Origin of the sequence: Colwellia sp. BRX10-1, from assembly GCF_014077545.1 — a bacterium.
In the GTDB taxonomy this organism is placed as follows: Bacteria; Pseudomonadota; Gammaproteobacteria; order Enterobacterales; family Alteromonadaceae; genus Colwellia_A.
Genome location: NZ_JACGWC010000016.1, coordinates 23,582 through 48,787 on the forward strand (window position 1 = coordinate 23,582; position 25,206 = coordinate 48,787).

A 25,206-nucleotide genomic window follows, 5' to 3' on the forward strand; every position below is an offset into this window, starting at 1 on the left:
CCTTTTAAACCCGGTATTTATCTGCTTGCGGTCTTCAGTACACTCAATTGATTAATAATTCGTAATGATCAGCCTTTTTGGTAAAGCCAACCCGTCTCAAGTAAAGTTCATGAGCATCATCTGATGGCTCGACGATTAAATGTTTAATACCTTCTTGTCTTAGTTGATTTTGTTCAGCAGAGAACATAAATTTGGCTGCTTTAAAATCTCGGTCTTCGGGAATGATATAGTCGAGTAGCACTTCAACCTTACCGTCCTCATCTAACTCCCGATAAGCAAATAATCCTACGGGTTTCATGTTCCTAAACAATAACAATACCACGGCATCATCAAGTTGCTGCCACTGAAAGTTTTTACATAAGCCAATGATATCTTTACCGTAACGTTCCTTTAACAAGTTGAAAAAAGATGATTCCACTGATTTTAATTTAATTAAATCAAATTGATCTTTTTCTTGATAAATACGGATTAAATAGTATACATCAACCAAAGCTATCCAACCGTTTAAAATAAAAACAGGGTAGGCATCAATAAAGTACCCGTAAACACTAAAGGCAGCAGCACCAAATAAATTTATCCAACGCAATCGTTTGATATTAGACATCATTAACGATAAGGCAATTAGCACACTTGCAACATAACCAAAGGCTTCTAACAGGGACATGACAATACTCTTTTAGTAAAACAACGGGCATAGTATAATAATCTGACCAATTGGTCAGAAAAACACGATTAGATCTTGACACATGAGTCAGGAAAACACAATATATGGCTATTAAATGTATTAAACAGCTAGTTATGGCTCAACTATAATACTAAATAAAAGCAATACATAGCTATGCTATTAGCAACCAATTAACAAATTAAAAAGCATGGACGTTTACATAATTGTTACCTAATGCTTTTCAACTCAATTATTATCTAAAGGGATCAGTATGCACTTACCTCAAAATATCATTCGTCAAAAACGTAATAAACAAGCTTTAACTGTAGATGAAATTCAATGCTTTGTTGACGGTCTTAAAACAGGTGATTTCACCGATGCACAAGTTGGCTCTATGGCTATGGCTATTTGGCTTAATGGCATGACAACCGATGAAGTTGTTAATCTAACCATGGCTATGCGTGACTCGGGTACGGTTGTTGATTGGCATAATAAATTAAACAAACCCATTGTAGATAAACATTCAACGGGTGGTGTTGGTGATAAAGTAAGCTTAATGCTAGCACCAATAGTCGCGGCATGTGGGGCTAATGTGCCAATGATTGCAGGACAAGGTTTAGGTCATACTGGTGGTACGGTTGATAAATTAGAGGCCATCCCTGGTTTTAATGTTCGCCCTAGCCTTGCAGAGTTCCAAGCAACAGTTAAAGAGCAAGGCACAGCAATTATTTCACAAACCAAAGATTTAGCACCAGCCGACAAACGTCTTTATTCAATTCGTGACGTAACGAGCACAGTAGAATCCATCCCATTGATCACTGCTTCTATTTTATCAAAAAAATTAGCAGCTGGCCTCGAGTCTTTAGTCATGGATGTAAAAGTAGGCAATGGCGCGATGATGGCCGATATTGAATCAGCTCAAGCATTAGCTCATTCAATTGTCTCAGTCGCCAATGGCGCAGGAACACCGACACAAGCATTAATCACTGATATGAATCAGCCGCTAGGTACCACAGTGGGTAATGCACTTGAAATACAAGAAACTATTGACTATTTGACTGGAAAATATCGTGAGCCAAGGTTGCATGAAGTCACCATAGCCCTTGCTGCTCGAATGTTATTAACCAGTAAAATAGCCCGTGATATTGAACAAGCAACAACGTTAGCCGAAGAAGCATTAACATCAGGTAAAGCCGCTGTAATATTTGGCAAAATGATCACCGCGATGGGTGGCCCAGCTAATTTATTAACCCACAGTGAAAGTTTACTGCCTAAAGCTAATATGACTAAAAACATCGTTGTCTCAAAAGCTGGTTACATTGGCATTATGGATACTCGTGCTATAGGTATGGCATTAGTAGAAATGGGTGGTGGTCGTGTCGACCATAATCAAAGCTTAGATTACAGTGTCGGCTTTAGTGATATTAAACCAAAAGGCACGAAAGTCGCTGAAGGTGACATCATTGCTATTGTTCATGCCAAAGATGACGCTCAAGCAACTCAAGCGATTAAACAATACTTAAGTGCGGTTGAAATTTCAGTAGCGCCAGTTATTGTTGAACCTGTGATACATCAACTCATTACCTAATTATTGATACTCAACTGAGATGAATCCATTATTAAGGCGACTGTAAAGTCGCCTTAACTTTTTATCCCCTTCTTTAAATAAATTTATAAAATGAGAACAATTATGTCGAGAGTAATTATTTTGGTCATTGACGGTTTTGGCTTAGGTCATGCCCCTGATGCAGAAGCTTTTGGTGATGTTAACGCCAACACCTTTGCAAATTTAGCTGAAAAATTTCAAGAAATTAAAGGACGCCCTTTAAAGCTTCCTCATTTAAGTAAACTGGGCTTAGTTAAGGCTTGTCAACAAGCGTCAGGTCGCACGCTTTGTGTTGAACCCGTTAAGCCAACGAAAGGGGCTTATGGTTACGCTGCTGAAATAAGTACTGGTAAGGATACCCCTAGTGGTCACTGGGAAATGGCAGGAGTGCCGGTTTTATTTGATTGGACTTACTTTACTGATAAGAAAAATAGCTTCTCAGCAGAGCTCATGGCACAAATAAACCAAGCCACAGGTTATGCTGATATGTTAGGAAATTGCCATGCCTCTGGTACCGATATTATCGCTAATTTAGGCGAACAACATATAAAAACAGGTTTACCTATTTGTTACACCTCAGGCGACAGTGTTTTCCAAGTTGCCGCCCATGAACAACACTTTGGCTTAGATAATCTTTATAAATATTGTCAACAAGTGCGGGTAATACTCGATCCGTTAAATATAGGACGTGTGATCGCTCGCCCTTTTATTGGTGAGATTCCTGCCGATTTTGAGCGAACAGGTAATCGCAGAGATTATTCAGTATTACCTCCAGCGACCACCGTATTAGAAAAATTAACGCAAGCCGATGGTACGGTGATAAGTGTCGGTAAAATTGCCGATATTTTTGCGCATCAGGGTATTAGTATCAAAACCAAAGCAACCGGACTACCTGCGTTATTAGATGCAACGCTCGCACATATGAAAACCGCAGCAGATAAGAGTATTATTTTTACCAATCTAGTTAATTTTGATCAAGACTTTGGTCATCGACGTGACCCTGTCGGGTTTGGCGAAGCGTTAGAATATTTCGATGAGCGTTTAGCGGAGTTTTTAGATCAAATGGCTGATGATGACTTACTGCTATTAACCGCTGATCACGGTTGTGATCCTACTTGGCCAGGCAATGATCATACGCGTGAATTCGTGCCAGTTATCGCTTATCACAATCATATCGATTCGATAAACTTAGGCCAGCGCAATAGTTTTGCCGATTTGGGACAAACTTTAGCCAGTTTATTTACCTTAGACGCAATGGATTATGGTCAGTCTTTTTTAGACGAACTAAAGTTTTAATCATTGAAGCCTTAACTCAAGGACCCTAGTTGGTCCCTTGATAAACGTATTTACTAACAATAAATTGGCTTTTCAATTTGCCAACAGATTAAATAAAAAAACCGAGTAAACTATTATTGATACATAGTCTTACTCGGTTATTAATCATTGATTTTTATTGAGTATTTAAAGAAGGCCTAATGTTACATCAATGATCTATTAGCATCTCGGTATTGCGCAAGGAGTAATTCTGTCGAACTGTCTGAAAGTTCAGTATTATTAGGCTGTCCAATGCGAGATAATATATCATCACCTAATATTTTCCCAAGCTCGACACCCCATTGGTCGAAGGAATTTAAGTTCCAAATAACCCCTTGAACAAAGACTTTATGCTCATATAAAGCAATTAGCGTCCCAAGTTGGTAAGGTGTTAATCGGTCAAAGGTCAAGGTATTCGATGGTCGATTCCCTGGCATTTCTTTATGTTTGGCAATCACTTTGGCTAATGCTTCTTCCATACCTGAAGCGACAAGTTCATCATAGGCTTGTTGATGTGTTTTACCTTGCATTAGCGTTTTACTTTGTGCAAAACAATTGGCAACGAGCATATCTTGGTGACCGTTCATATTATGTTCAGCAACTAATGGCTGAATAAAATCAACCGGTACTACTGACGTACCTTGATGTAATAACTGATGAAAAGCATGTTGACCATTCGTGCCTTCTGCGCCCCAAATAACCGGACCGGTAGTACTGCTGACAATTTCATTATTAAGCTGGCAGCTTTTACCGTTAGACTCCATGTCCATCTGTTGTACATACGCAGGAAAACCACGTAAATAATGACTGTATGGTAATAAAGCATGAGTTTGACAACCAAAAAAGTTATGGTTCCACACCCCTAACATCCCCATGAGTACCGGTAAGTTTTGCTCAAGCGGTGCCTCTTTAAAATGCTTATCAAGATCGGCAGCACCTTTTAGTAATTCAGTAAATCCTTGATTACCTATTGCCATCGCAATAGGCATGCCAATAGCTGACCATAATGAATATCGTCCCCCAACCCAATCCCACATCGGAAAAACATTGTCACCATTAATACCAAATTCGACCGCTTTAGTTACATTGGATGATATGGCAATAAAGTGTCGGTTTAGCTGCTCAAACGTAACACCATAGTCATAAAACCATTGGCGAGTAGACTCGGAATTCGTCAGAGTTTCCTGAGTATTAAAAGACTTTGATGCGATCAACACCAAGGTTGTTTCAGGGTTTAAATGAGTTAAAACATCATGTAGATGATTTCCATCTATATTGGCCACAAAATGCTGTTTAGGCCCACCTTCAACATAAGGCTTTAATGCAGTGGTCACTATTTTAGGCCCTAAGAAAGAGCCACCAATACCTAGATTTAAGACATCAGTAATAGATTTACCACTATAACCTAACCATCTCTTGTCACGCACTTGGTTAACGACTGCTTCTACCTTAAGACGCACCGCTTTGATTTGAGGTATAATATCAACACCGTCAACAAGTACGGGTGTACTGTCTTGTTGTCGCAAAGCGGTGTGTAATACCGATCTGTTTTCAGTATTATTAATCGGCGCACCAGCGAACATCGCCTCTCTTTTTTCAGCTAATTGCGCTGATTCGGCTAACTCGATTAACAAAGCGCGCGTTTTCTCAGTAATGCGATTTTTTGAATAATCTAAATTTAAGCGACAAGCACTAACCGATAAATTTTCTGCTCGTAGTGGATCACTGGCAAACAAGTCACGCAAATGGCTACTTTTTATCTCAAGCAAGTGTTGTTGAAGTTCTCGCCACTTATCGTTAAAAGTATCCATTAACATGAGTGTTGTCCTAAAGTGTCGTTAAAAGTATCCATTAGCATGAAGGGTTTCCTAAAGTTATCTTAAAATAATTGGCTTAGTTGCACTTCGAGCTTGCACTGGTCAATGGCAAAGTTACGAATACCTTCTGCTAGTTTCTCTGTTGCCATCGCATCTTGATTCATTTCCCAGCGAAACTCAGCTTCAGTTAATGCTACGGGTTTATCTTGAACACGAGTTGCAGGCATTAATTGCTGCGTTATACCTTGATAATTATCTGATAATTCACTCATTAATGGTGGACTGATCGTTAATCTGTCACAGCCAGCAAGAGCGATAACTTCATCGATATTACGAAAACTTGCGCCCATCACCACAGTATTGTAGTCATGCTGTTTGTAATAATTAAAAATTTCTGTAACAGAAATCACCCCAGGATCTTCATTGGCTAAATAGCTATCACGACCAGTATCTTTTTTGTGCCAATCAAGAATTCGACCAACAAAGGGTGAAATTAAATACACTTGTGCTTCAGCACAAGCTTTTGCTTGAGCAAAACTAAATAACAAGGTTAAATTACATTGAATCCCCTCTTGCTCAAGTTGTTTAGCCGCTTGAATACCTTCCCAAGTTGACGCCATTTTTATCAAAATACGTTCTTTACCAATACCGGCTTCTTGATACATAGCGATAAGTTGACGGGCCTTAACAATACTTGCTTCTTTATCGAAAGATAAACGTGCATCAACTTCAGTAGAAATACGACCGGGTACAATCGCTAAAATTTCTAAGCCAATTAATACTGATAATTTATCAGCCGCAAGACTGACTTCAATGGCTTTGTCTTTAGTCTGACTTTTTGCCCAATTAACAGCTTCTGTCAGTAAGTTTTGATAAGCAGGTATAGCAGCAGCTTTTAATAATAATGAAGGATTAGTCGTCGCATCCATTGGTGAAAATTTTGCTATGGCTTCAATATCCCCCGTATCAGCAACGACTGTTGTCATGGTTTTTAATTGTTCTAGTTGAGATAGTTGTGCTTGCATAATAATTCCTGTTAAAAAGTTTCTGTTTATTCGTTTGTTTATTCGTTTAAATTAATGAGGTAAATTAGATAAAAATTCCCGCAATAGTTGCGCTCATCAGGTTAGCCATAGCCCCAGCGAGAACCGCTTTCATGCCAAGCTTAGCAATATCGGGGCGACGAGAAGGTGCCATGTTACCCATGCCGCCCAATAAAATAGCCACGGAAGATAAGTTAGCAAAACCACAAAGTGCAAAGGTGATAATGGCTTGGGTTCTGGCACTTAATTGATCAGCAACAGTAATAAAATCTAGATAGGCGACGAATTCATTGATGATAATTTTCTGACCAAGGAAACTCCCAGCCATGTTTGCTTCATGCCAAGGGATCCCAATAAGATAAGCGACCGGTTGAAAAATATAACCTAAAATCAGTTGTAAGCTTAGGTTTTGTAGGCCGAACCATTCTCCAAAGCCACCTAGCAAACCGTTTACCATCGCCAGTAGAGCAACAAATGCTAATAACATAGCACCAACATTTAGCGCGAGCATCATGCCATTAGATGCTCCGGTGGCGGCTGCATCAATAACATTAACGGCCTCTTTAACATCGCTTTTCATATCGTCTAAATTGTCGTTCGGCTGTTCAGTTTCAGGCACTAACATTTTTGCCATCAGCAAGCCGCCAGGGGCAGCCATAAAGCTAGCAGCGATGAGGTATTTTAAATCAATACCAATACCAGCGTAACCGGCGACTACCGATCCTGCTACCGATGCTAAGCCACCCACCATTACCGCAAAAAGTTCAGAGCGGGTCATCTTAGGCAAAAAAGGTTTTATCACTAAAGGCGCTTCGGTTTGACCAACAAAAATATTTGCGGTCGCTGACATAGATTCTGCTTGACTGGTTTTAAGAAGTTTTTGTAAACCACCACCAATAAACTTAATCACCAACTCCATTACACCAATATAATAAAGCACGGCAATCAACGCCGAGAAAAAGACGATGACGGGTAAAACATGGAAAGCGAACATAAAGCCTAAGCTTTTTTCACCTATTTGTTCGCCAAATATAAAGCTAATACCGTCATTGGCATAGCCAATAACATTAGATACACCGCTAGCAACACTCAACAAGATATCTTTACCTGCGGGGATATATAACACAAAAGCACCCAGAGATATTTGTAACACTAGTGCACCAATAATCGTTCGCCAATTAATGTTCTTTCTATCTGACGAGGCGAAATAGGCAATAGCTAAAAGGACAAAAATCCCCAAAATGCTGCGTAGTATATTCGTATCCATGTTATTCCCTGTTATTTTGATTTTATTATTATTTTGATGACAATGGAGACTAAGACCAAATACAGCATTTTATTTATTTTGAGTATTGATATTAAAAACCTGACTATATAGTCAGGTTTTTAATCTAAACTAAGATTCTACTTAGGTCAATAGGATATTATCGAATAACCACCAATTACTCGGATACTACAACAGCAATATTTATCGATAATATTAATGATGATGCCACTAGCAATTTAGCTGATAAATTGAATCTATAGACAGGTCATAACAACGAGGTTAAAACTTTAATGTATTGCTGTTATTTACCAAAAAAAATTAATTTTTATAGTGCTATTGACGGCAATCAAGATAACTTAAATCACTATATCAACTACTTATGATTGTTAGTAAGACTGCTGCACTATCTGCGATAAGTCATACCTAGTTGGTCAAAGTTAGATTGCTAAAGGCTTTAGCACAGCCAACTCCAACAAATAAACACCGTAATATTAGCGTTTATGTTATGACACTTCTCAACCCCTCTTCATTGCTGTCTGTCTTAAGACTCGCTTTTCATGGTCAGATAAGAAAGCCATTTTTAACGCGTTATCTTGCAATGTACGACACTGGGCTTGACTAAGCCCCGCTTCAAGTGCCGCATGCTGATATTCATATTTTATGTCACACCCCTGCACAGCAGGATCGTCACTGTTGAGGCAAACAAGTAGACCTCTATCAAGAAATGTTTTAACGGGATGCTGACTGATATTTTTGACTGTCCCTGTTTGATAATTTGACGTTAAACATGATTCAATGGCGATATTATTCTGATACATATAATCCATTAATTTTTCATCACCCACAGCGTGAGTAGCATGGCCAATGCGGGTTGCATGTAATTCATTGATAGCCTGATAGATACTCGATGCTCCATCCGCTTCACCGGCATGAATAGTCACCTGTAAGCCGGCTTTATTAACCAAAGCAAAGTGTTCAACAAAGAGTTGGCCTGGCTTGCCTAACTCATCTCCAGCTAAATCGACCGCGACAAGTTCATTTTTGTGTGCAAGTAAGGCATGTAACTCCTCAAAACAGGCATTAACACCAAAGGTACGACTTAAAATACCAATAAGGTTAATTTGGACAGGAAAATCTTTTTGCGCTAACTTTACGCCGTCGACCACTGCAGCAACCACGTCGGTGACGTTGAGCTTATGTTCCATAGCCATATAATAAGGAGAGAATCTTAATTCAGCATAATCAAGCCCTTGCAAAAAAGCGTCTTCAACGTTTTCATAAGCGATACGTTTACATGCCTCTAAATTAGCTAACACGCTAACGCCATAATCAAGTTTTTGTAAAAAAGAGACTAAGTTACTTTCTTTACCTTGAATTTGTACATGCTGTAATAAATCAGTCAAATTATCTGCGGGTAATTCGATACCATGCTGTTGTCCTAATGCCAGAATTGTTTTTGCTCTTATATTGCCGTCTAAATGGCGGTGTAAATCAATAAAGGGAATATCTCTAAACATTCTACTATTCCTTAACATTTTATCTGTTTATACTCATGGACAAAGAAAACTTGACCATATGGTTAATTTATTTTACATTCTAAACATAACCTGACACAAGTGACAAGTTATGTTTGATTAATGACTTATTCACCTACTAATATAAGTACATGAAATTGTGATAAACATATGAAATTTAAAATACAATTACTGACTAAAATTAAACATAAAAAGACCTATAAACCGCTGAAAATTAATTTTATTCAGCTAGCTTTACCGCTTTTATTAGTTGTTTTTGTCACTCAAGCATCCGTTATTCAACCTGCAATAGACCAACAACCTCACATTAGAGTAGCAACATTTAATGTCAGCATGGACGCAACTAATTACCTACCTAACAATAAAATAGGGTCAGGTGTTGAACTTATCGCTGCTCTTAAAGACGATCGTCAACAAATTAAGAATATTGCTGAAATTATTCAACGTAACCGCCCTGATATTATTCTCCTTAATGAATTTGACTATATTGCCGATCCAAAACAAGGCGTTGAAATATTTTTAAAGCAATATTTAGGTAAATCACCACAGGGAATAGCCGCCATTGATTACCCTTATTATTATTTTGCACCGGTAAATACTGGTGTAAGCACACCTTTTGATTTGGACAATAACGGTAAAAAAACTAATAACCTTGGCGACGCTCAAGGTTATGGCCACTTCCCAGGTCATTTTGGTATGTTGGTGCTATCTAAATATCCAATTGTTGAAGATAATATTAGAACTTTCCAACATTTCCTTTGGAAAGATATGCCCAATGCCATAGTGCCAATCAATCCAAGTACGAAAGAACACTGGTATAACGAACAAGAATGGCAAATGCTGCGTTTATCGTCTAAATCGCACTGGGATATTCCGATTAATGTCCAAGGTAAACTTGTTCATATACTAGCAAGCCACCCTACACCACCGGTGTTCGACGGTGAAGAAGACCGTAATGGTGCTAGAAACCATGACGAAATACGCTTTTGGCAAGATTATATTACCCCCAACAAAGGCAATTATATTTACGATGACCAAGGTGGTAAAGGTGGCTTAACATTAGACAGCCGCTTTATTATTTTGGGTGATCAAAACGCCTCTAAAGATGAAGGTGCTGCCCGTAAAGAAGGTATTAGTAACCTTTTAGCTAGTCCTTATATTAACAATGATATGACACCTGCTAGTGTCGCAGGGATAAAAAACAGTAACAGCCCTTTTGCTGCTAATCATACCGCTGGTTGGGGTATGCAAGCAGACTATGTTTTACCTTCTCGCCTTGGCATTAACTTACAAAATAATGGTGTTTTTTGGCCAAAGAAAGACAGCCCACTCTATCGCTTAATTGAAACCCGCTCCGCTTCATCTGATCATCGTTTGGTTTGGGCTGATTTAACGTTAACAGCCAAAGATAAGCAGGCTAAAAATATTATCATGGTTATTGGCGATGGAATGGGACCCGCTTATACCACGGGTTATCGTTATTATATGGATAATATAAATACGCCACGGGTAGAAACAACTATTTTTGATGAACTGCTAACAGGCATGGCCAGTACTTATCCGGTTAATAGCCAAGGTTACGTTACCGACTCTGCCGCAGCCGCTACTGCATTATCTACCGGTTATAAAACCTATAATGGTGCGATTGGCGTTGATGTAAATAAAAAACCATTATTAACGCTAATGGAGCGAGCAAAACAATTAGGCAAGAAAACGGGCTTAGTGGTTACCTCCCAAATCAACCATGCAACTCCTGCTGCTTATTTTTCTCACAATGAAAGTCGCAAAAATTATAATGAAATCGCCGACAGTTACTTTGACGAAAAAATTAACGGTCACTTTAAGGCTGATTTAATGCTCGGCGGTGGTAGCAAATATTTTATTCGCCCAGACAGAGACTTAGTCAGCGAATTCAAGCAGGCAGGTTTTCAATATATTGATGACTTATCAAAACTTACTTCGCTTAATAAACAACAATCGGTATTGGGTTTATTTGCTGAGGTCGGACTACCTTGGACACTTGACAATAAAAATGAAAACCATCTACTGGCAATGGCTAAAGCTGGTGTACGACATTTAGAAAATAATCAAGGTTATGTACTACTTGTTGAAGCAAGTCAAATAGACTGGGCGGGTCATAGTAATGATATTGCTGCTGCTATGGCTGAAATGCAAGATTTAGCCGAAACACTTACTTGGTTGAAGAACTATGTAGAAAATCGTCATGATACCTTATTAGTTGCCACGGCAGATCATAGTACTGGTGGATTAACCCTTGGTGCTAATGGCGATTATCGTTGGCAGCCTGAATTTTTAAAAAACCTATCCGTATCACCTAAAAGTATTTCAACAAAATTAGCGCATCAAAACACAGCTATTTCTGCTCAGCAATTAACAGACGCACTCGGCTTTATTATTACCGACCAAGAAGCTAATTTGTTTATTGATCGCAGCGATGAAAAATCTATCTATGAGCAAATTAAATTATTAATTGATGCAAGAACTAATACCGGTTGGACTTCTAGTGGCCATACCGGTATTGACGTACAAGTCTTTGCCACCGGGAATGGCGCTAAAGCCTTTAACCGTCATCAAACTAATACCGACATAGCTAAGCAGCTATTTTTGGTGCTTGAAGGCAATTAACTAAGATTCACTAATGGTCATTAATGACTGAATAATACTAACGAAGAGACTCAATACCATTGAGCAAACAACCTAAAGGAAAATTATGAAAATACAAATGTTAACAGCGGTACTCGGCCTTAGCGTGCTTTCTAGTCATGCTAATGTTGTGATCACTGAATATATTGAAGGTGGAGGTAGTAATAAAGCCATTGAGATTTCTAATCTTGGTAGTGAAAATGTCGACTTAGCCGCGGAAGGTTATAAACTCGACCTTTATTCTAACGGTAAAACAGAAACAACTAACGGTATATCATTGCAAGGCGTATTAGTGCCAGGCTCGAGCATTGTTGTTTATAACAAGGATGCCACTGCCGAATTTAAATTTGATGCTCCTCAAGGCCTTGAAGATTCAAGTGCCACTTACTTTAATGGTGATGATGCCCTATTACTTTCAAACGCTAATGGCGTTGTTGACAGTTTTGGACAATTAGGAACAGACCCAGGCAGCAACTGGGGTGAAGGTGATTTTTCAACAAAAGATCATACTTTACGCCGCTTAACATCAGTCACTGAAGGTGATACTACCTCTGACGATGCTTTTGACCCCGCGACACAATGGGCAACCTTTCCAAAAGACACCTCAGACGGTTTAGGATGTTCTGGTATAGCAGCCTGTGATGGCAATCAACCCTTACCGACTGAAGGCGGCGCATCCACTGGCCAAGGCATTGTTATTATCACTGAGTATGTTGAAGGCGGTGGCAGTAATAAAGCCATTGAAATATCTAACTTAGGTACAGCAGATGTAGATTTAGCGGTAGATGGTTATAAACTAGAGCTTTATGCAAATGGCAAGACAGATTCACCAAATGAGCTATTATTGCAAGGTTTACTTGTACCTGGCTCTAGTATTGTTGTTTATAATCAGGCGGCAACTGAACTATTTAAATTTGATGCTCCTCAAGGTATTGAAGACACAAGCGTAACTTACTTTAATGGTGATGATGCTATTTTACTTATTAACAATACCGGTATTGTTGATAGCTTTGGCCAATTTGGTGTTGACCCAGGTAGCAATTGGGGTACCGGTGATTTTTCAACAAAAGATCATACCTTACGTCGCCTAAACTCGGTTACCGAAGGTGATGCCACTGCTGATGATGCTTTTGATCCAGCAACACAATGGGCTACTTTTGCTAAAGATACTGCTGATGGTTTAGGCTGTAGTGGCGAAGTAACTTGTGATGGTTCACAAGCTTTACCGACTGCTGGAACGCCTACTGGTGATGGATCAACACCTGCTACAGGAATTTGTACAAACTGCCCTGATTTAGCAAAAATAGCTGACCGAACGACTTATGTCGAAGCAACTTATTATAGCCAAGCAAACGCTGCAGAAGCCGCCGGTTTACGTGCAGCAATCACAGCGGACATCAGTGTTAATCATAAACAGCTAACCTACTCAGAAGTATGGACCGCGCTAACCAGTACCGATGAAGATGCTACAAATGCTGATAACATAATTTTACTCTATTCAGGACGTTCAATTGCCAAAGCAGATAATGGTAGTGGTTCTGCTTCAAGTAACCAGGATTTTTGGAATCGAGAGCATACATGGGCTAAATCACATGGTTTTCCAGAGACTAACCAATTAGGTTATACCGATATTCATCATTTGCGCCCTACTGATATATCGATGAATAGTGACCGTGGTAATCGTGATTTTGATATTGGTGGTACCGCTAATACTGAAGCGCCTGAAAACAGAAGCACAGCAGATACTTGGGAACCAAGAGATGACGTTAAAGGTGATGTTGCCCGTATGATGTTTTATATGGATGTACGTTACGATGCAGGTACAGAAAGTACTATGCCTGATTTAATCTTAGTTGATACTGTTGGTACAGCAACGAGCAAATTGAGTGATGGTACTGGCAAACTAGGTAAATTGTGTACCTTGTTTGATTGGCATTCACAAGACCCCATAGATACCTTTGAAATAAACCGTAACCACACTATCTATGAGTTTCAAGGCAACCGTAATCCTTTTATCGATCACCCTGAATGGGTCGATAGTCTTTATGCTTCAGCTTGTGGTGCTGCTAGTGATGGTGGTGATGCTAATGCAGCACCAACCGTTTCAGCTGGTGATGAACAATCAGTTGCTTCAGCTGCTAACGTAACACTAACCGCAACGGCTGCAGATAGTGATGGTAGTATTGCTAGCTATGTTTGGACACAAACTAGCGGTAAAGTTGCTGATATTGCTGTTTATGACACAGCTACCATTACTTTTGTTGCACCGAAAGTTGGTAAAGATGAAAGCCTAATATTTAACGTGACTGTTACTGATGATCAAGGTAAAACAAGTTCAGCCGCTGTTACTATTAATGTCGCCGCTGAAGTAATAGCAAAGGAAGACACCAGTGGTGGTACTTTTTACTTTTTACTTACAGGACTTGCTCTATTATCGTTAAGAAGACTTAATAAGTAGGTTACAACTCACCTTCTTGTTAGCAGAATGAGTTGCATTAATGATAAATTAATGCAACTCGCATCTCGCAACTGCCAGCAAAACCTCTCCAAGTAATAAAGTTCTTTACTGCTCTACCAAGCTTACTCATACTTAGATATAAAATAGTTTACTGCAGATAAGAAAACACTAAAACAAGGATTATGTAGATGATAAATAAAAGTTTGATGGCTGTTATGGTCATTACACTCGCACACTTGCCGATTAAATCAGCATTAGCACTTGGCCCTAATGGGCATCGTATGGTTGCTAAAATAGCAGAAGATAACTTAGAACCTTCGGCCAAAAAGGCGCTAATGCAGCTAACCGATGGTGCACCATTAGCTCAAATGGCTAATTGGCCTGATAACATACGTTCAGATAAAAAATGGGATTATGCTAAGCCTTGGCATTATATTTCTATTGATGATGACGAAGTATTTAAGGGGCTAAAAAGAAATGAAGATGGCGACATATTAAAAGCTTTAGCTGATTTTGAAAAAAAACTTCGCGATAAAAAAATCACCAAAGAAGAGAAATGGCAAGCACTAGCTTTCTATATTCACTTTGTTGGCGATATTCACCAACCGCTTCATGTTGGACGCAGAGATGACCTTGGCGGTAATAAAATAACCGTAAAATGGTTTGGAAAACCAACAAAACTTCATGCTGTGTGGGATTCGTCAATAATTGAGCATCAAAAACTTTCTTATACCGAATATGCTAACTTTTTAAATAATCAAACGCCTGACACCATTAACCTATGGCAAGATACCGTTTATCTTGATTGGGCTAAAGAATCTAAATCGAACAGAGAAACAGTCTATGACTTCCCTGAAGATAAAGAATTAAGTTACCAGTATGCGTATAAAAACACTCCGATATTAAATGAGCAAATAGCCAAAGCAGGCTTCCGTCTTGCTGGAATGTTAAACGATATTTTTAAAGAATAAATAATCGTTATTCACATAAAAGCCCAGTTAATACCTGGGCTCTTTCAGTTCAGTAAAACGCCTCAACTAAATGAGTAAAATCATTATTTAGGCTATATTACCCTTGTTTATTCATGGTTTTATCTCAAAATTCTTAATTTATTCAATCGCTACTATTTTGTTGGCGCATACGATTTTACTTCATTAGATATTTAATTGTCGTCTGCACGAACTGCTGTAAATTTATTGGAATAATAACAAAGAGCGCTATCCCTTGATCAAAGTCAGGGTTGAGCTGACAATAATATTGAATTTCTGCTTTGTCGCTACAGCGCAACATTTCCAACTCCTGCTCGCTATAATTACTGCTTCGATTGACTGAAACTAAACAACGCAACTGATTTTCATTACTGTTTTTTCCGTTTGGATTAAAACGCGTAAACAATTCCTTGGGTGCAGATTGCCCAAAATGTGGCCAAACAATGGCGGTATTCTTGGCAATTGCTCGATACATAGCAGGGCTGAGCATAGTATCGGCATAATAGTGTTTGCGCCAGGGTCTTTGCAACCAGCTTTCAAAGCTCTCTTTAATTGAAAATAAAAAAGTATTACTCCCCTTTCGATATTGTGGAAGAAATGCAGCAGAAGCCTTAATTACCGTATAATTTGCACTGTCTGTGAAGGTGAGTAAGCAATAGCCTACGATTTGCTCATTATTGAAGTAAAGACGCAGTTTCCTCTGGTTGGGCTCAGGGCTATCAAAATATTTTAGCAGATAATCTTCTGCATCTATATCAGCAAAACTAACTTTGATAATTTCGCTAAGTGCGTTTCTTTGCCAAGCTGACAACCATTGTTTAGACTGTATCAAGTCTAAGGAGCTGAGTTCACTAATAACAAATCTCTCCAATAATGTAAGTTAGGGTGCTAGATTAATTTGAAAAGCTTATGGGTGCAAGCCATCAAATAAGCTACTGGGACGATTAGAAACGTTATTTATAGAGTATTTTTAAGGGCTAGTCGGAGTATTTTGTAAGGTAGGCGCTAAAAACGGAAAATAAGGGGGGTGCGATATCCAACCGTTATTTTCCGTTTAATTAACTTATTATGATTCTTTAGTCGCTCTTAACATCCACGCTGTTTTCTCGTGTATACGCATACGATCAGACACTAACGAAGCGGTTGACTCATCATCAGCAGCTTGTGCAATTTTTAAAACTTCACGCGATGTTTTAATGACTTGTTCGTGCCCTTTGGTAAGTAACTCAACCATCTGTGCAGAACTTGGTACACCGTCAACCTCTTTAATAGAGCTTAATTTTGAAAACTCTTTATAGGTTCCTGGTGCAGGTACATCTAGGGTTCTAATACGTTCAGCGATGTCATCAACAGCAATTGCTAATTCGGTATAATGTTCTTCAAACATCAAATGTAACTCACGAAATTGTAAACCGGTTACATTCCAATGAAAATTATGTGTTTGCAAATATAGCGTATAAGAGTCGGCTAAAAGTCGTTTTAAACCGTCTGATATTTCCGTTCTATTTTCTTTATTTATGCCAATATCTATATCAGTCATGTAATTCCCTAATTTTTAGAATTTGATAAATGTATAACGCCTATCGAACGAACGATAAATTGTTGACTAAAATTGAAAACTTCAAACGCCAGTCAACTGTTTGCGTTTGTTTGAGCAATTTAGATAATTACTCTGCTTTGATTTCTAAAGCAATTCATATCATAACACAAATCACCCTTGCCTATAAACCAAGTGTTTTATTGCATCTTAAACCCGTGCTATAGGCGCAGTAATTTGTGTTGTTGCACTATCTTTTGCTTTTTTGGCGGCACTAAACAGATTCTCTTCAAATACCATGTCTAATCCTACCGCTTTTTCATTACCTTTAAGTGGCTCTATCTATATAGGTAATTGCCCAATATTCATCTCCATTATTTTGAGAGTTAGGATTAAAATTAGCTCTATACATTCGTTGTTGTTCGATAAAATAATTAACTTTATTTTGGTACATAATAAATGACGCCAATACCATTAATACCTGGGTAGGTATCTGCAAGGTTAGGCCTTTTAGAAAATATTTTCTAATGATCTGCCTGTATTTTTTGTACAAAAGCCTGAATGTCCGCAGTACCTGACTTTAAGACTACCTCGTAGTGAAAAATTTGTTTAGCTAGCTTTTGAATCATTGCATATATTTTTGAGTTCCTTTTACAAAAAAATCTAATGTTTGAAGGTAAGTAATTTCAATATCATGCTGAGGTTTAGGGCGAGAATAGTAGCAACCTTGTACCCGTCCAATATTAAGTTGTTTGCAGGGCTGTCCCTGTTGCTCAGTTTCGACTCCTTCGTCAATAATGTTAAAACCTAATATACTCACCATAGATACAAGCCCTTTGTTCAGTGTAATATCAATAGGCATTAAATTTTGTCAATTTTTACCATTGGAATATTCAAGTTCCAAATGAATCTAGAATATTAAATCTAGGTAGACCTCCCCTTTTATGAGTTAGAGCTAACCGCCTATTTTTGCCACACAGTGAAAGTTAACAAATATAAAAAAGCAGATATTATAGATTACTATATAACGGACTGAGTTCAGAAACCTGATACATCCTACCCACGAATAAATTCATGAATATCTAATTATATTAAGAATTAAAAGAGTTACTCTACTTTTGCATATTTTCTTATAACTCCTATATTTAGGAGTGTAAAATCTAAATTTAACAAAACGGTGATTCGCGAACATTAATCAACTACACTTTATTTATCTAATTTTAATGCTGAAATTTTTTCGATGTTTAGGTATATTGAAAAAAATTATTCATGGGTATTATTAGCTGCCTTGGTTGCATCTACATTACAAGGACTACTTGTGGCGTATCGGAAAATGTATAAGCTAAAAAAACTGCTGGTCAATTTTGTACTTTTATCAATTTTTGCTCTTTCACTACGAGCATTTGCTTCGATGGAAGAAATCCAACCTTTTGTCTCACTACACAAGAGTCAACTAGGTCGGCTACTATTAAAAGCGGAAAGTAAATATGCGATAAACCCAAAAAAAACATTAGAGCAATTAGAGCTATTAAAAGCATCAGAAACTTGGGAAAATACTCCCATTATAAATGCTAAATATTATATTTTAAAAATCCAAATTCAGAGGGCGATGTCTTCCCCTCAAGAAGAAAATATCGCCGTTGAAGAACTAACTAAATATGCAGAGGAAAAAAATATAGATTGGCTGATGTTAGAAGCAAATTATCAAAAAGCTAATATTGACTTAAGCCGAGATGGAAACACCAATTCTGTTTATAATATTATTGAGAATACACTACAAGCCGCAATAAATATAAATTTCAACCACTTAGTTGGTAGGCTCTATAACTTACGAGCGATTTATAAACAAAGCAGCGGTGATAACAGCGGTGCATTAAAAGATTATTATTTGGCGTTCGATGCTTTAACTCAATACCCTAACGAAGACTGGACGGTAAAAATCTACTCCAATATGTCTATTATCTATTTGGAAATTGAAGACTTTACTAAAGGTTTGCAAATTAATGAGTTAGCTTTTCAGTTATATGATGACCAAAAAATAGATAATATACAGCTGAAAACTTCTCTACTGATAATGAAGGCACTCTTCTTGAGAAATATTGGCAAAATCGACGAAGCAACTAGCACACTTTATCTTGCCAAAGAGAGTGCAATAAAGTCCGGATCAATTAATTTGATTTTAAACGTAAAAAATAACCTTTCAGGTGTATTATTACAGACCAAAAATATTAACGAAGCAAAAAAAGAAGTTCAAGAATGTATCGATGATTCTATTAAATACGGTGTAACTTCGGTTTTACATCATTGTCGTTCTAACTTAGGGCATATTGAAATAGAGTTAGGGCATTATTCTAGTGCCATTGAGTTACTGATTGATGCTAAAGACAGTTTTGAAAAACAAAACAATATTAAAGCCATGATTCAACAACAACTAAGCTTAAGTATCGCTTATGAACGTTCAGGTGACTATCAAAAGGCATTAATTCAACTCAGAAGTTATTATGAAAAACATGTTGAATTAATGTTTAATGAACGTGTAAAAGAAGTCGCTGAGATTAATGAAAGCTACGAAGCTAAGTTAAAAGATAAACAAATAACCTTGCTACAAATTAATAACGATTTACAATCATCTAAGTTAAGTGAAAGAACGCTTTCTAATAAACTATTAATTCTAGTGTCAATTTTTAGCGTTATTGTTTTATTCGTCTTAGTTAGTCGTTATTTTTCAATCTGGAAATATAAAAACAAACTAGAAAAATCAAATACTAAACTACTAGAGAGTAGCTTAATCGATCCGTTAACCAAATTGGGTAATAGGCGTGCACTTACTGAATATATAAAAGTATTTGATGCTAAATCTAGCAAAGAAGAAACAGATTACTGCATTGTTATCATCGATATAGATCACTTTAAACAAGTCAACGACACATATGGGCATGGTGTCGGGGATGAAGTACTCGTTATAATTGCTAAGTTATTAAGCACTAAAATTAGAGAAAGCGATATTTTAGTACGTTGGGGTGGAGAAGAGTTCGTTTTAGTTATAGAAAAGAAGCAGCAAGTTAATGAACTTTCGATGGTTAATAGAATAATTCAAACAATATCCAATGAAACAATTAAAACTACCATGGGCGATTTGAATATTACTATATCTGCTGGTGCAACGACTGTTTCAACATGCAATATAAATAGTAATGAATGGCCTGAAATACTTGATAGGGTAGACTCTGCGCTTTACAAAGCAAAAAAGAATGGAAGAAACCAAGCTGTTATGGTTTAAAATATCAGTTATTATAAAGCTAATTTTTTAGTTTCATAAATTTTTTTACTGAAAGTTAACTCGACTCAGGCTCTGTTTCCAACGTCTGTAGTATCATAACCACTGATAGAGTCACTGCATCTTAAAAATCATGTCAGATCTTAAGATTGAAATTTTGCTAACTTAAATTTAACGCACTGAAAAAATCAAGGACTCTATGGCGTTATTTGCTCCAAACCGCCTTAAATCTAATAAAAGTTTACTACACAAAAATGTGAATTAAATGTCTGTTTTCGATAATTTCAATTAAGATTAAATATTAATTTTTCAAATTTACGGTTATAAAAGTCCTTTACAGGCAAGGGATTCATCACCGATTTTAGTAAAAATATAGAGTAAGGTTTAAAGCGTTCATAACAACAATAATTTATCCTCGTTATTTAAGCTGTTTTTGCTGATACATCATGCGGTCAGCGTGACCAATTAAATCATCTAGTGATTCGCCATGTGTTTTCCAGACAGCGAGACCATAAGAAATTGAAGTAGGTGTGTTTTTCGCCAAACTATACTCATCAACCCCTTTCGCTAGTCGTTCAGAAAGTTTGGTCACATGATTTTCAGAAAATATATTAGTCAAGACAATGATAAATTCGTCACCCCCCCATCGCGCCAAAATGTCTTCTGTCCTCAGTTCTTTTAACAGCCCTTTCGCCGTATTTTTTATCACCATATCGCCATATTGATGACCGTTAACATCATTCAATAATTTTAATTTATCGATGTCATGACGTGGTCTAATTGATGCGACTACCCCAGTTAAGACATAATAGACTTAACTGGAGATACAAATGAAAAACCGTAAAACTTATTCAAAAGAATTTAAACTAGATGCAATTGCACTCGTTAGAGATCAAAACTACGCCGTAGCAGAAGCCGCTAGAAATTTAGACGTCAGTGCTCAAGTGCTTGGTCGATGGATCAAAGAAGCTGAAAATGATGATGGTCATGCTTTTAGAGGAAATGGAAAGCTAACGCCAGAGCAAGATGAAATCCGTAAACTTAAAGCTCAAGTAAAGCGCCTAGAAATGGAGCGCGAGATATTAAAAAAAGCGACGGTCTTCTTTGCCAAAGAAACGAAGTAAAATACTCGTTTGTTACCCAACATAAGAAGATCTGGCCTGTGATACTGATGTGTCGAGTACTGGGTATAAAAAGTAACAATTATTATAGTTATCAGAAAAGAAAGGCTCAAAGACCCATTGATACAACCCATCAAGAGATGCTGGAATGGGTGAAAGATATTGCAAAATTTAGCGATAATACTTATGGCGAAAGACGTATTCAGAAAGCGTTGAACGCACTCAGCTTCCCAGTTAGCCGTAGAAAAACAGCGCAATTAATGAAAGAAGCAAACGTCTGGGTACGTTACAAGAAAAAATACAAAGTAACAACAAACAGCGAACACAACAAGCCCGTTTACGCGAACGAACTTGAGCAAGACTTTGATGTGCAACAACCTAACCAAGCGTGGGTGCAAGATATTACCTACATATGGACTTCAGAAGGCTGGCTATATTTGGCGATAGTAATCGACCTGTACTCTCGTAAAGTTGTCGGTTGGAGTATGGGTTCAAGAATGAAAGCTCAACTTGTTTGTGATGCTCTCACCATGGCAATGTGGCAACGAAAACCAAAGGCTGGACTGATAGTGCATTCAGATCAAGGTGTTCAATATGCGAGTCACCAATACAGGCGAATACTTAGGTTGCATGGCTTTGTTGGCAGTATGAGTAAGAAAGGTTGCTGCTGGGATAATGCAGTAGCAGAGAGCTTCTTTGGTAGTTTAAAGCAAGAACGCGTGCATTGGCGTAACTATCGAACACGTTATGCAGCTCAACAAGATGTGCTGAACTACATCACGATGTGGTACAACAGCAACAGAATGCACTCATATCTTGGTTATCAAAACCCCAATGAATTTGAGTGTAAAGAAAGAAAATTGAAAAAGGTAGCTTAACGAACTTAACTAGGGTGTCTGAATTTAGTTGACCAGGTCATCAGCAATCATAACCGCATAGAGAAATTTATGATTAAGACATTGATGAGTTACCCTATTGAATGCCTCATAGAAGCCAAACCTATTTAGGGTATCTGTAAGTTGGTCTAATTGAGCTTGCTCCTTATAAAGTGCCATATTTTCAGTTTCGCGGTCTTTATCTTCAAAAAACATAATCACACCATTACTTTTATCATTACACCTAATATTGGTAAAAGATGTTTTACAGGTTTTGTGGCCTTTAATGTTAGTTCTAATCGCTATTTCTCTGATGTATCGTCTTTGATTATTTGTCATAACATCTGACAATATTAATTGCAGCTCATTAGACATTAACTCATTGATTAACATTGATACCTGCTTAAGGGTTTTAAGTTCGGCGGCGTTAGGAGTAAACCATAGTGAAAATTGAATGTTCACATGGAGCAACTTACCATCAACATCAAATATTGCTAAGGGTATCGGCATCACATCTAGAAAACTTCTAGACAACGAAATTGGTTTATTCACTCGATGACTTAAATTAAACAAGTGGTCACCAACCTTCTCAATATCAGTAAAATCATAAATATTAATCCTTTTATAAAGGTATCGACCTGAAGATTATTAATTGAAAATCTGCAGGAATAAAGCCTGTCCATTTTGTTATCTCGCTCGTAACTCTAATGGCGACTTAACCACTAATTTTTAGTTATTTAGTTTGTTGGAAGTTTTTCAATTAATAATGCTTTTGTCTGAGAGTATGGTGATCTTAAATAACGAAATTTCAAAATCACTAAGATACTTTGTTAATAAACGATGAACTTGCCTTTAACTCTGGCCACTTATTTCTTATAAGTAAAATATCCGGTAACACCGCATTGAAAAGTTTAATAAGATCGGGATCAAAATGACTTCCCGACACTGAATTCATATGAGCAATAGCCTTATCAACTGGCCATGCTGCTTTATATGACCGCTCAGATGTTAGGGCATCAAAGACATCAGCAATAGCAACGATTCGCCCAACCAACGGAATTTCTTGCCCTTTAAGATGATTAGGATAACCAGAGCCATCCCATTTTTCATGGTGAGTTAAAGCAATACTAAGCGCCATACTTAGTAGTGGAGAGTCATTTTCGCCGATGATGTCGGCACCAATATTGGCATGGGTTTTCATAATAGCCCACTCCTTGGCATCTAATTTCCCCGGCTTTAATAAAATATGATCGGGTATACCAATTTTGCCGATATCATGCATTGGGGCAGCATTAAGAAGTGTTTCTTGAGAAAACTCATCTAAACCAGCAGCCCTAGCAATTAGTTTTGAGTAGTGGCTCATGCGAATAACATGTAATCCAGTTTCATTATCTTTATATTCGGCGGCTCGTCCTAACCGCTGGATAATTTGCATTCTGCTTTCTTTTAGCTCATTTACCCCAACCAAAGACAAATGGGTTTTCACTCTGACGCGTACTATTTCTGGGCATATCGGTTTAGTAATATAATCGACGCCCCCTGCTTCAAATCCCTGACATTCATTTTCCATATTAGACATTGCCGAAACAAATATAATAGGAATATGAGCGGTACTTTTAATCTTTTTTAATGTTCGACAGACTTCATAACCGTCCATTTCTGGCATCATGATGTCGAGTAAAATTAAATCAGGCTGCTGCTCTATTGCAATTTCAATGGCACGCTGGCCATTTTTAGCAAACACCAATTGATAATTTCCCACTAGCACTTGATTAATGACCTGTAGGTTATTAGGTTCATCATCAACCACCAAAATTTTCGCTTTAGCATTATAAGTTAACTGCATTTGCTGACTCCTTGCTCGGTAGTAATTCAATATCGATTAACGCTATGACTCCTCGTTCAAAATAAAAGTCGGCAATAGCACATCGTAACTTGTTGGTCAGCTCATCAGGATTGTTTAAATGAGGCAATTGCTGAATTAATTTTTTTTAAAATCAGGTCAAATAGCTGAAAGTTCTTGAATAATTCACGTAGAATTTTAATTTGTTCAATAGCTTCGAGCTTGCTCATAACCGGGTAAAGTTGACGGCTATTAGTTGGTTGAACTAATCCGTTGATTAACGCCAAACTGCGGGTAAAGGTATGTGTTAAAATAGTCAGGTGATGTTGTGCTGCTTCGATATTTTTACACTTAAAGTCATCATTCATAATGGGCATTTGAAAATCCATCAAGACAATATCAAAGGTTTTACTTGGAAATATTTCCACTGCTTTTAGCCCATTAACCACCCAAGTAATCTTATGCCCATCGACTCGCATCAATATGCTACCTCAACACCTGAAACATAACCTAGTGCATCTGCGATGGTAGTCACGCCAAGGTAATCTATTTCATTATGAGTAAGCAGATACACAGCGGCAGCGACTTTATGTAAAGTCTGCTTTTTTTTTGATAGTGAGGTTATTTTAAGATTGAATAGTTCGGTAAGACTAATACCCGTAATATCGATGCTAGTATTGTTTGCATTAGCCAGTGCACTAGCACTAAATAATAGTGTAAGCACTTGTGCGGTATGTAATATTCTCATGATTATATTCCTTTATATTACTTATCCTTGTCGCAAAAATTTATTATCCAAAACTATAATAAAATCATAGGATACGACTGGATGTGCTCAAGTAGCTTTTAATACCTGAATTAAATATATTTGCCTTAACGACCACAACGACGATGATCAATAAATTTGTCTTCAATTAAACGATTCACTAAACTCGCTTTTATTTAGCTAACTATAAGCGTTTATTTAGAATAATCCTTAACCAGTAACGACATTATCTAGACAACTAAAGACACCTCACTAAGTGGCTAACTTATAATTATTATCTTTATAACAACTAAGCTACATAAGTATGGGGTCAGCTGTTTTCAATATAGCTTTTTAGATCATTAATAAAGATTACCAGGTAATAATAACGCCTTAATATCGCGAGTTAACCCAGTAAAACAAGTTAAAATTATTGATGTTAATAAAAGTT

At 37.5% G+C, this 25,206-nt stretch carries 20 protein-coding genes and 2 pseudogenes; 8 read left to right on the forward strand and 14 right to left on the reverse strand.

Annotated features, from left to right (window positions below):
* Positions 1-43: 43 nt before the first annotated feature.
* Positions 44-664 (reverse strand): hypothetical protein, encoded by a 621-nt coding sequence (locus tag H4J75_RS13255; RefSeq protein WP_070376823.1) that lies wholly within the window; start codon positions 662-664, stop codon positions 44-46.
* A 271-nt stretch (positions 665-935) separates the two neighbouring features.
* On the opposite strand from H4J75_RS13255, the gene deoA reads away from it, so the two are divergent.
* Positions 936-2,252: a thymidine phosphorylase gene (deoA, locus tag H4J75_RS13260; protein WP_182222409.1), complete on the forward strand. Its 1,317-nt coding sequence runs from the start codon at positions 936-938 to the stop codon at positions 2,250-2,252.
* Between the two features lie 102 nt (positions 2,253-2,354).
* Positions 2,355-3,566 carry a phosphopentomutase gene (locus tag H4J75_RS13265; protein WP_182222410.1) on the forward strand — a complete coding sequence of 404 codons (1,212 nt, stop codon included), beginning with the start codon at positions 2,355-2,357 and terminating at the stop codon, positions 3,564-3,566.
* Between the two features lie 182 nt (positions 3,567-3,748).
* Here H4J75_RS13265 and pgi read toward each other — a convergent pair whose 3' ends face one another.
* The 4 genes from pgi to add all read right to left on the reverse strand — a co-directional run bounded on the left by pgi (position 3,749) and on the right by add (position 9,228).
* Positions 3,749-5,401: a glucose-6-phosphate isomerase gene (gene pgi / locus H4J75_RS13270; protein WP_182222411.1), complete on the reverse strand. Its 1,653-nt coding sequence runs from the start codon at positions 5,399-5,401 to the stop codon at positions 3,749-3,751.
* A 62-nt stretch (positions 5,402-5,463) separates the two neighbouring features.
* The gene (tal, locus tag H4J75_RS13275; RefSeq protein WP_182222412.1) at positions 5,464-6,426 is read right to left on the reverse strand and encodes a transaldolase; all 963 of its coding nucleotides are present in this window, start codon (positions 6,424-6,426) and stop codon (positions 5,464-5,466) included.
* Positions 6,427-6,490: 64 nt separating this feature from the next.
* Positions 6,491-7,711: a NupC/NupG family nucleoside CNT transporter gene (locus H4J75_RS13280; RefSeq protein ID WP_070376818.1), complete on the reverse strand. Its 1,221-nt coding sequence runs from the start codon at positions 7,709-7,711 to the stop codon at positions 6,491-6,493.
* A gap of 515 nt (positions 7,712-8,226) precedes the next feature.
* Positions 8,227-9,228 carry an adenosine deaminase gene (gene add / locus H4J75_RS13285; RefSeq protein WP_182222413.1) on the reverse strand — a complete coding sequence of 334 codons (1,002 nt, stop codon included), beginning with the start codon at positions 9,226-9,228 and terminating at the stop codon, positions 8,227-8,229.
* Between the two features lie 225 nt (positions 9,229-9,453).
* On the opposite strand from add, the pseudogene H4J75_RS20505 reads away from it, so the two are divergent.
* The 4 genes and pseudogenes from H4J75_RS20505 to H4J75_RS13300 all read left to right on the forward strand — a co-directional run.
* Positions 9,454-10,641 (forward strand): annotated as a pseudogene (locus H4J75_RS20505) (endonuclease/exonuclease/phosphatase family protein); the annotation flags it as partial.
* 33 nt (positions 10,642-10,674) lie between these two features.
* Positions 10,675-11,892: pseudogene (locus tag H4J75_RS20510) on the forward strand (alkaline phosphatase); the annotation flags it as partial.
* Between the two features lie 85 nt (positions 11,893-11,977).
* Positions 11,978-14,368: an endonuclease gene (locus H4J75_RS13295; protein WP_182222415.1), complete on the forward strand. Its 2,391-nt coding sequence runs from the start codon at positions 11,978-11,980 to the stop codon at positions 14,366-14,368.
* Between the two features lie 188 nt (positions 14,369-14,556).
* Complete coding sequence (locus H4J75_RS13300) at positions 14,557-15,339, forward strand: S1/P1 nuclease (protein ID WP_182217382.1); 783 nt, start codon at positions 14,557-14,559, stop codon at positions 15,337-15,339.
* Between the two features lie 175 nt (positions 15,340-15,514).
* On the opposite strand, the gene H4J75_RS13305 is transcribed toward H4J75_RS13300, so the two are convergent.
* The 4 genes from H4J75_RS13305 to H4J75_RS13325 all read right to left on the reverse strand — a co-directional run bounded on the left by H4J75_RS13305 (position 15,515) and on the right by H4J75_RS13325 (position 17,717).
* Positions 15,515-16,189, reverse strand: coding sequence for a hypothetical protein (locus H4J75_RS13305; RefSeq protein ID WP_182222416.1), 675 nt, complete (start codon positions 16,187-16,189; stop codon positions 15,515-15,517).
* Positions 16,190-16,423: 234 nt separating this feature from the next.
* Complete coding sequence (locus H4J75_RS13310; RefSeq protein WP_070376816.1) at positions 16,424-16,897, reverse strand: Dps family protein; 474 nt, start codon at positions 16,895-16,897, stop codon at positions 16,424-16,426.
* Between the two features lie 207 nt (positions 16,898-17,104).
* Positions 17,105-17,236, reverse strand: coding sequence for a CHASE domain-containing protein (locus tag H4J75_RS13315; protein ID WP_310733790.1), 132 nt, complete (start codon positions 17,234-17,236; stop codon positions 17,105-17,107).
* Positions 17,237-17,519: 283 nt separating this feature from the next.
* The gene (locus tag H4J75_RS13325; protein WP_182217376.1) at positions 17,520-17,717 is read right to left on the reverse strand and encodes a hypothetical protein; all 198 of its coding nucleotides are present in this window, start codon (positions 17,715-17,717) and stop codon (positions 17,520-17,522) included.
* Between the two features lie 510 nt (positions 17,718-18,227).
* Here H4J75_RS13325 and H4J75_RS13330 point away from each other — a divergent pair.
* On the forward strand, positions 18,228-20,174 hold the full coding sequence (locus tag H4J75_RS13330) for a GGDEF domain-containing protein (protein WP_182217374.1): 1,947 nt from the start codon (positions 18,228-18,230) through the stop codon (positions 20,172-20,174).
* Positions 20,175-20,589: 415 nt separating this feature from the next.
* Here H4J75_RS13330 and H4J75_RS13335 read toward each other — a convergent pair whose 3' ends face one another.
* On the reverse strand, positions 20,590-20,952 hold the full coding sequence (locus H4J75_RS13335) for a GGDEF domain-containing protein (protein ID WP_310733791.1): 363 nt from the start codon (positions 20,950-20,952) through the stop codon (positions 20,590-20,592).
* Positions 20,953-21,001: 49 nt separating this feature from the next.
* On the opposite strand from H4J75_RS13335, the gene H4J75_RS13340 reads away from it, so the two are divergent.
* A protein-coding gene (locus H4J75_RS13340; protein ID WP_182222418.1) for an IS3 family transposase occupies positions 21,002-22,170 on the forward strand; the annotation gives its coding sequence in 2 pieces (ribosomal slippage) (positions 21,002-21,251 and positions 21,251-22,170; 1,170 coding nt in all).
* Between the two features lie 24 nt (positions 22,171-22,194).
* Here the strand turns inward: H4J75_RS13340 and H4J75_RS13345 are convergent.
* The 4 genes from H4J75_RS13345 to H4J75_RS13360 all read right to left on the reverse strand — a co-directional run bounded on the left by H4J75_RS13345 (position 22,195) and on the right by H4J75_RS13360 (position 24,758).
* Positions 22,195-22,719 (reverse strand): hypothetical protein, encoded by a 525-nt coding sequence (locus H4J75_RS13345; protein ID WP_182222419.1) that lies wholly within the window; start codon positions 22,717-22,719, stop codon positions 22,195-22,197.
* A 265-nt stretch (positions 22,720-22,984) separates the two neighbouring features.
* Positions 22,985-24,013 carry a two-component system response regulator gene (locus H4J75_RS13350; protein ID WP_182222420.1) on the reverse strand — a complete coding sequence of 343 codons (1,029 nt, stop codon included), beginning with the start codon at positions 24,011-24,013 and terminating at the stop codon, positions 22,985-22,987.
* Between the two features lie 104 nt (positions 24,014-24,117).
* Positions 24,118-24,492: a hypothetical protein gene (locus tag H4J75_RS13355; protein WP_182222421.1), complete on the reverse strand. Its 375-nt coding sequence runs from the start codon at positions 24,490-24,492 to the stop codon at positions 24,118-24,120.
* A complete protein-coding gene (locus H4J75_RS13360; RefSeq protein ID WP_182218769.1) occupies positions 24,489-24,758 on the reverse strand; it encodes a hypothetical protein in 270 nt (89 codons plus the stop codon). Before H4J75_RS13360 ends, H4J75_RS13355 begins: the two co-directional genes overlap by 4 nt.
* Positions 24,759-25,206: the final 448 nt, after the last annotated feature.

Bases quoted from the DNA above. Each gene is read 5' to 3' on its own strand.
- H4J75_RS13330 (WP_182217374.1), top strand. From the start codon at position 18,228: ATGTATAAGCTAAAAAAACTGCTGGTCAATTTTGTACTTTTATCAATT.
- H4J75_RS13255 (WP_070376823.1), bottom strand. From the start codon at position 664: ATGTCCCTGTTAGAAGCCTTTGGTTATGTTGCAAGTGTGCTAATTGCC.
- H4J75_RS13300 (WP_182217382.1), top strand. From the start codon at position 14,557: ATGATAAATAAAAGTTTGATGGCTGTTATGGTCATTACACTCGCACAC.
- tal (WP_182222412.1), bottom strand. From the start codon at position 6,426: ATGCAAGCACAACTATCTCAACTAGAACAATTAAAAACCATGACAACA.
- H4J75_RS13280 (WP_070376818.1), bottom strand. From the start codon at position 7,711: ATGGATACGAATATACTACGCAGCATTTTGGGGATTTTTGTCCTTTTA.
- H4J75_RS13265 (WP_182222410.1), top strand. From the start codon at position 2,355: ATGTCGAGAGTAATTATTTTGGTCATTGACGGTTTTGGCTTAGGTCAT.
- deoA (WP_182222409.1), top strand. From the start codon at position 936: ATGCACTTACCTCAAAATATCATTCGTCAAAAACGTAATAAACAAGCT.
- H4J75_RS13310 (WP_070376816.1), bottom strand. From the start codon at position 16,897: ATGACTGATATAGATATTGGCATAAATAAAGAAAATAGAACGGAAATA.
- add (WP_182222413.1), bottom strand. From the start codon at position 9,228: ATGTTTAGAGATATTCCCTTTATTGATTTACACCGCCATTTAGACGGC.
- H4J75_RS13325 (WP_182217376.1), bottom strand. From the start codon at position 17,717: ATGGTGAGTATATTAGGTTTTAACATTATTGACGAAGGAGTCGAAACT.
- H4J75_RS13295 (WP_182222415.1), top strand. From the start codon at position 11,978: ATGAAAATACAAATGTTAACAGCGGTACTCGGCCTTAGCGTGCTTTCT.
- H4J75_RS13360 (WP_182218769.1), bottom strand. From the start codon at position 24,758: ATGAGAATATTACATACCGCACAAGTGCTTACACTATTATTTAGTGCT.
- pgi (WP_182222411.1), bottom strand. From the start codon at position 5,401: ATGTTAATGGATACTTTTAACGATAAGTGGCGAGAACTTCAACAACAC.
- H4J75_RS13350 (WP_182222420.1), bottom strand. From the start codon at position 24,013: ATGCAGTTAACTTATAATGCTAAAGCGAAAATTTTGGTGGTTGATGAT.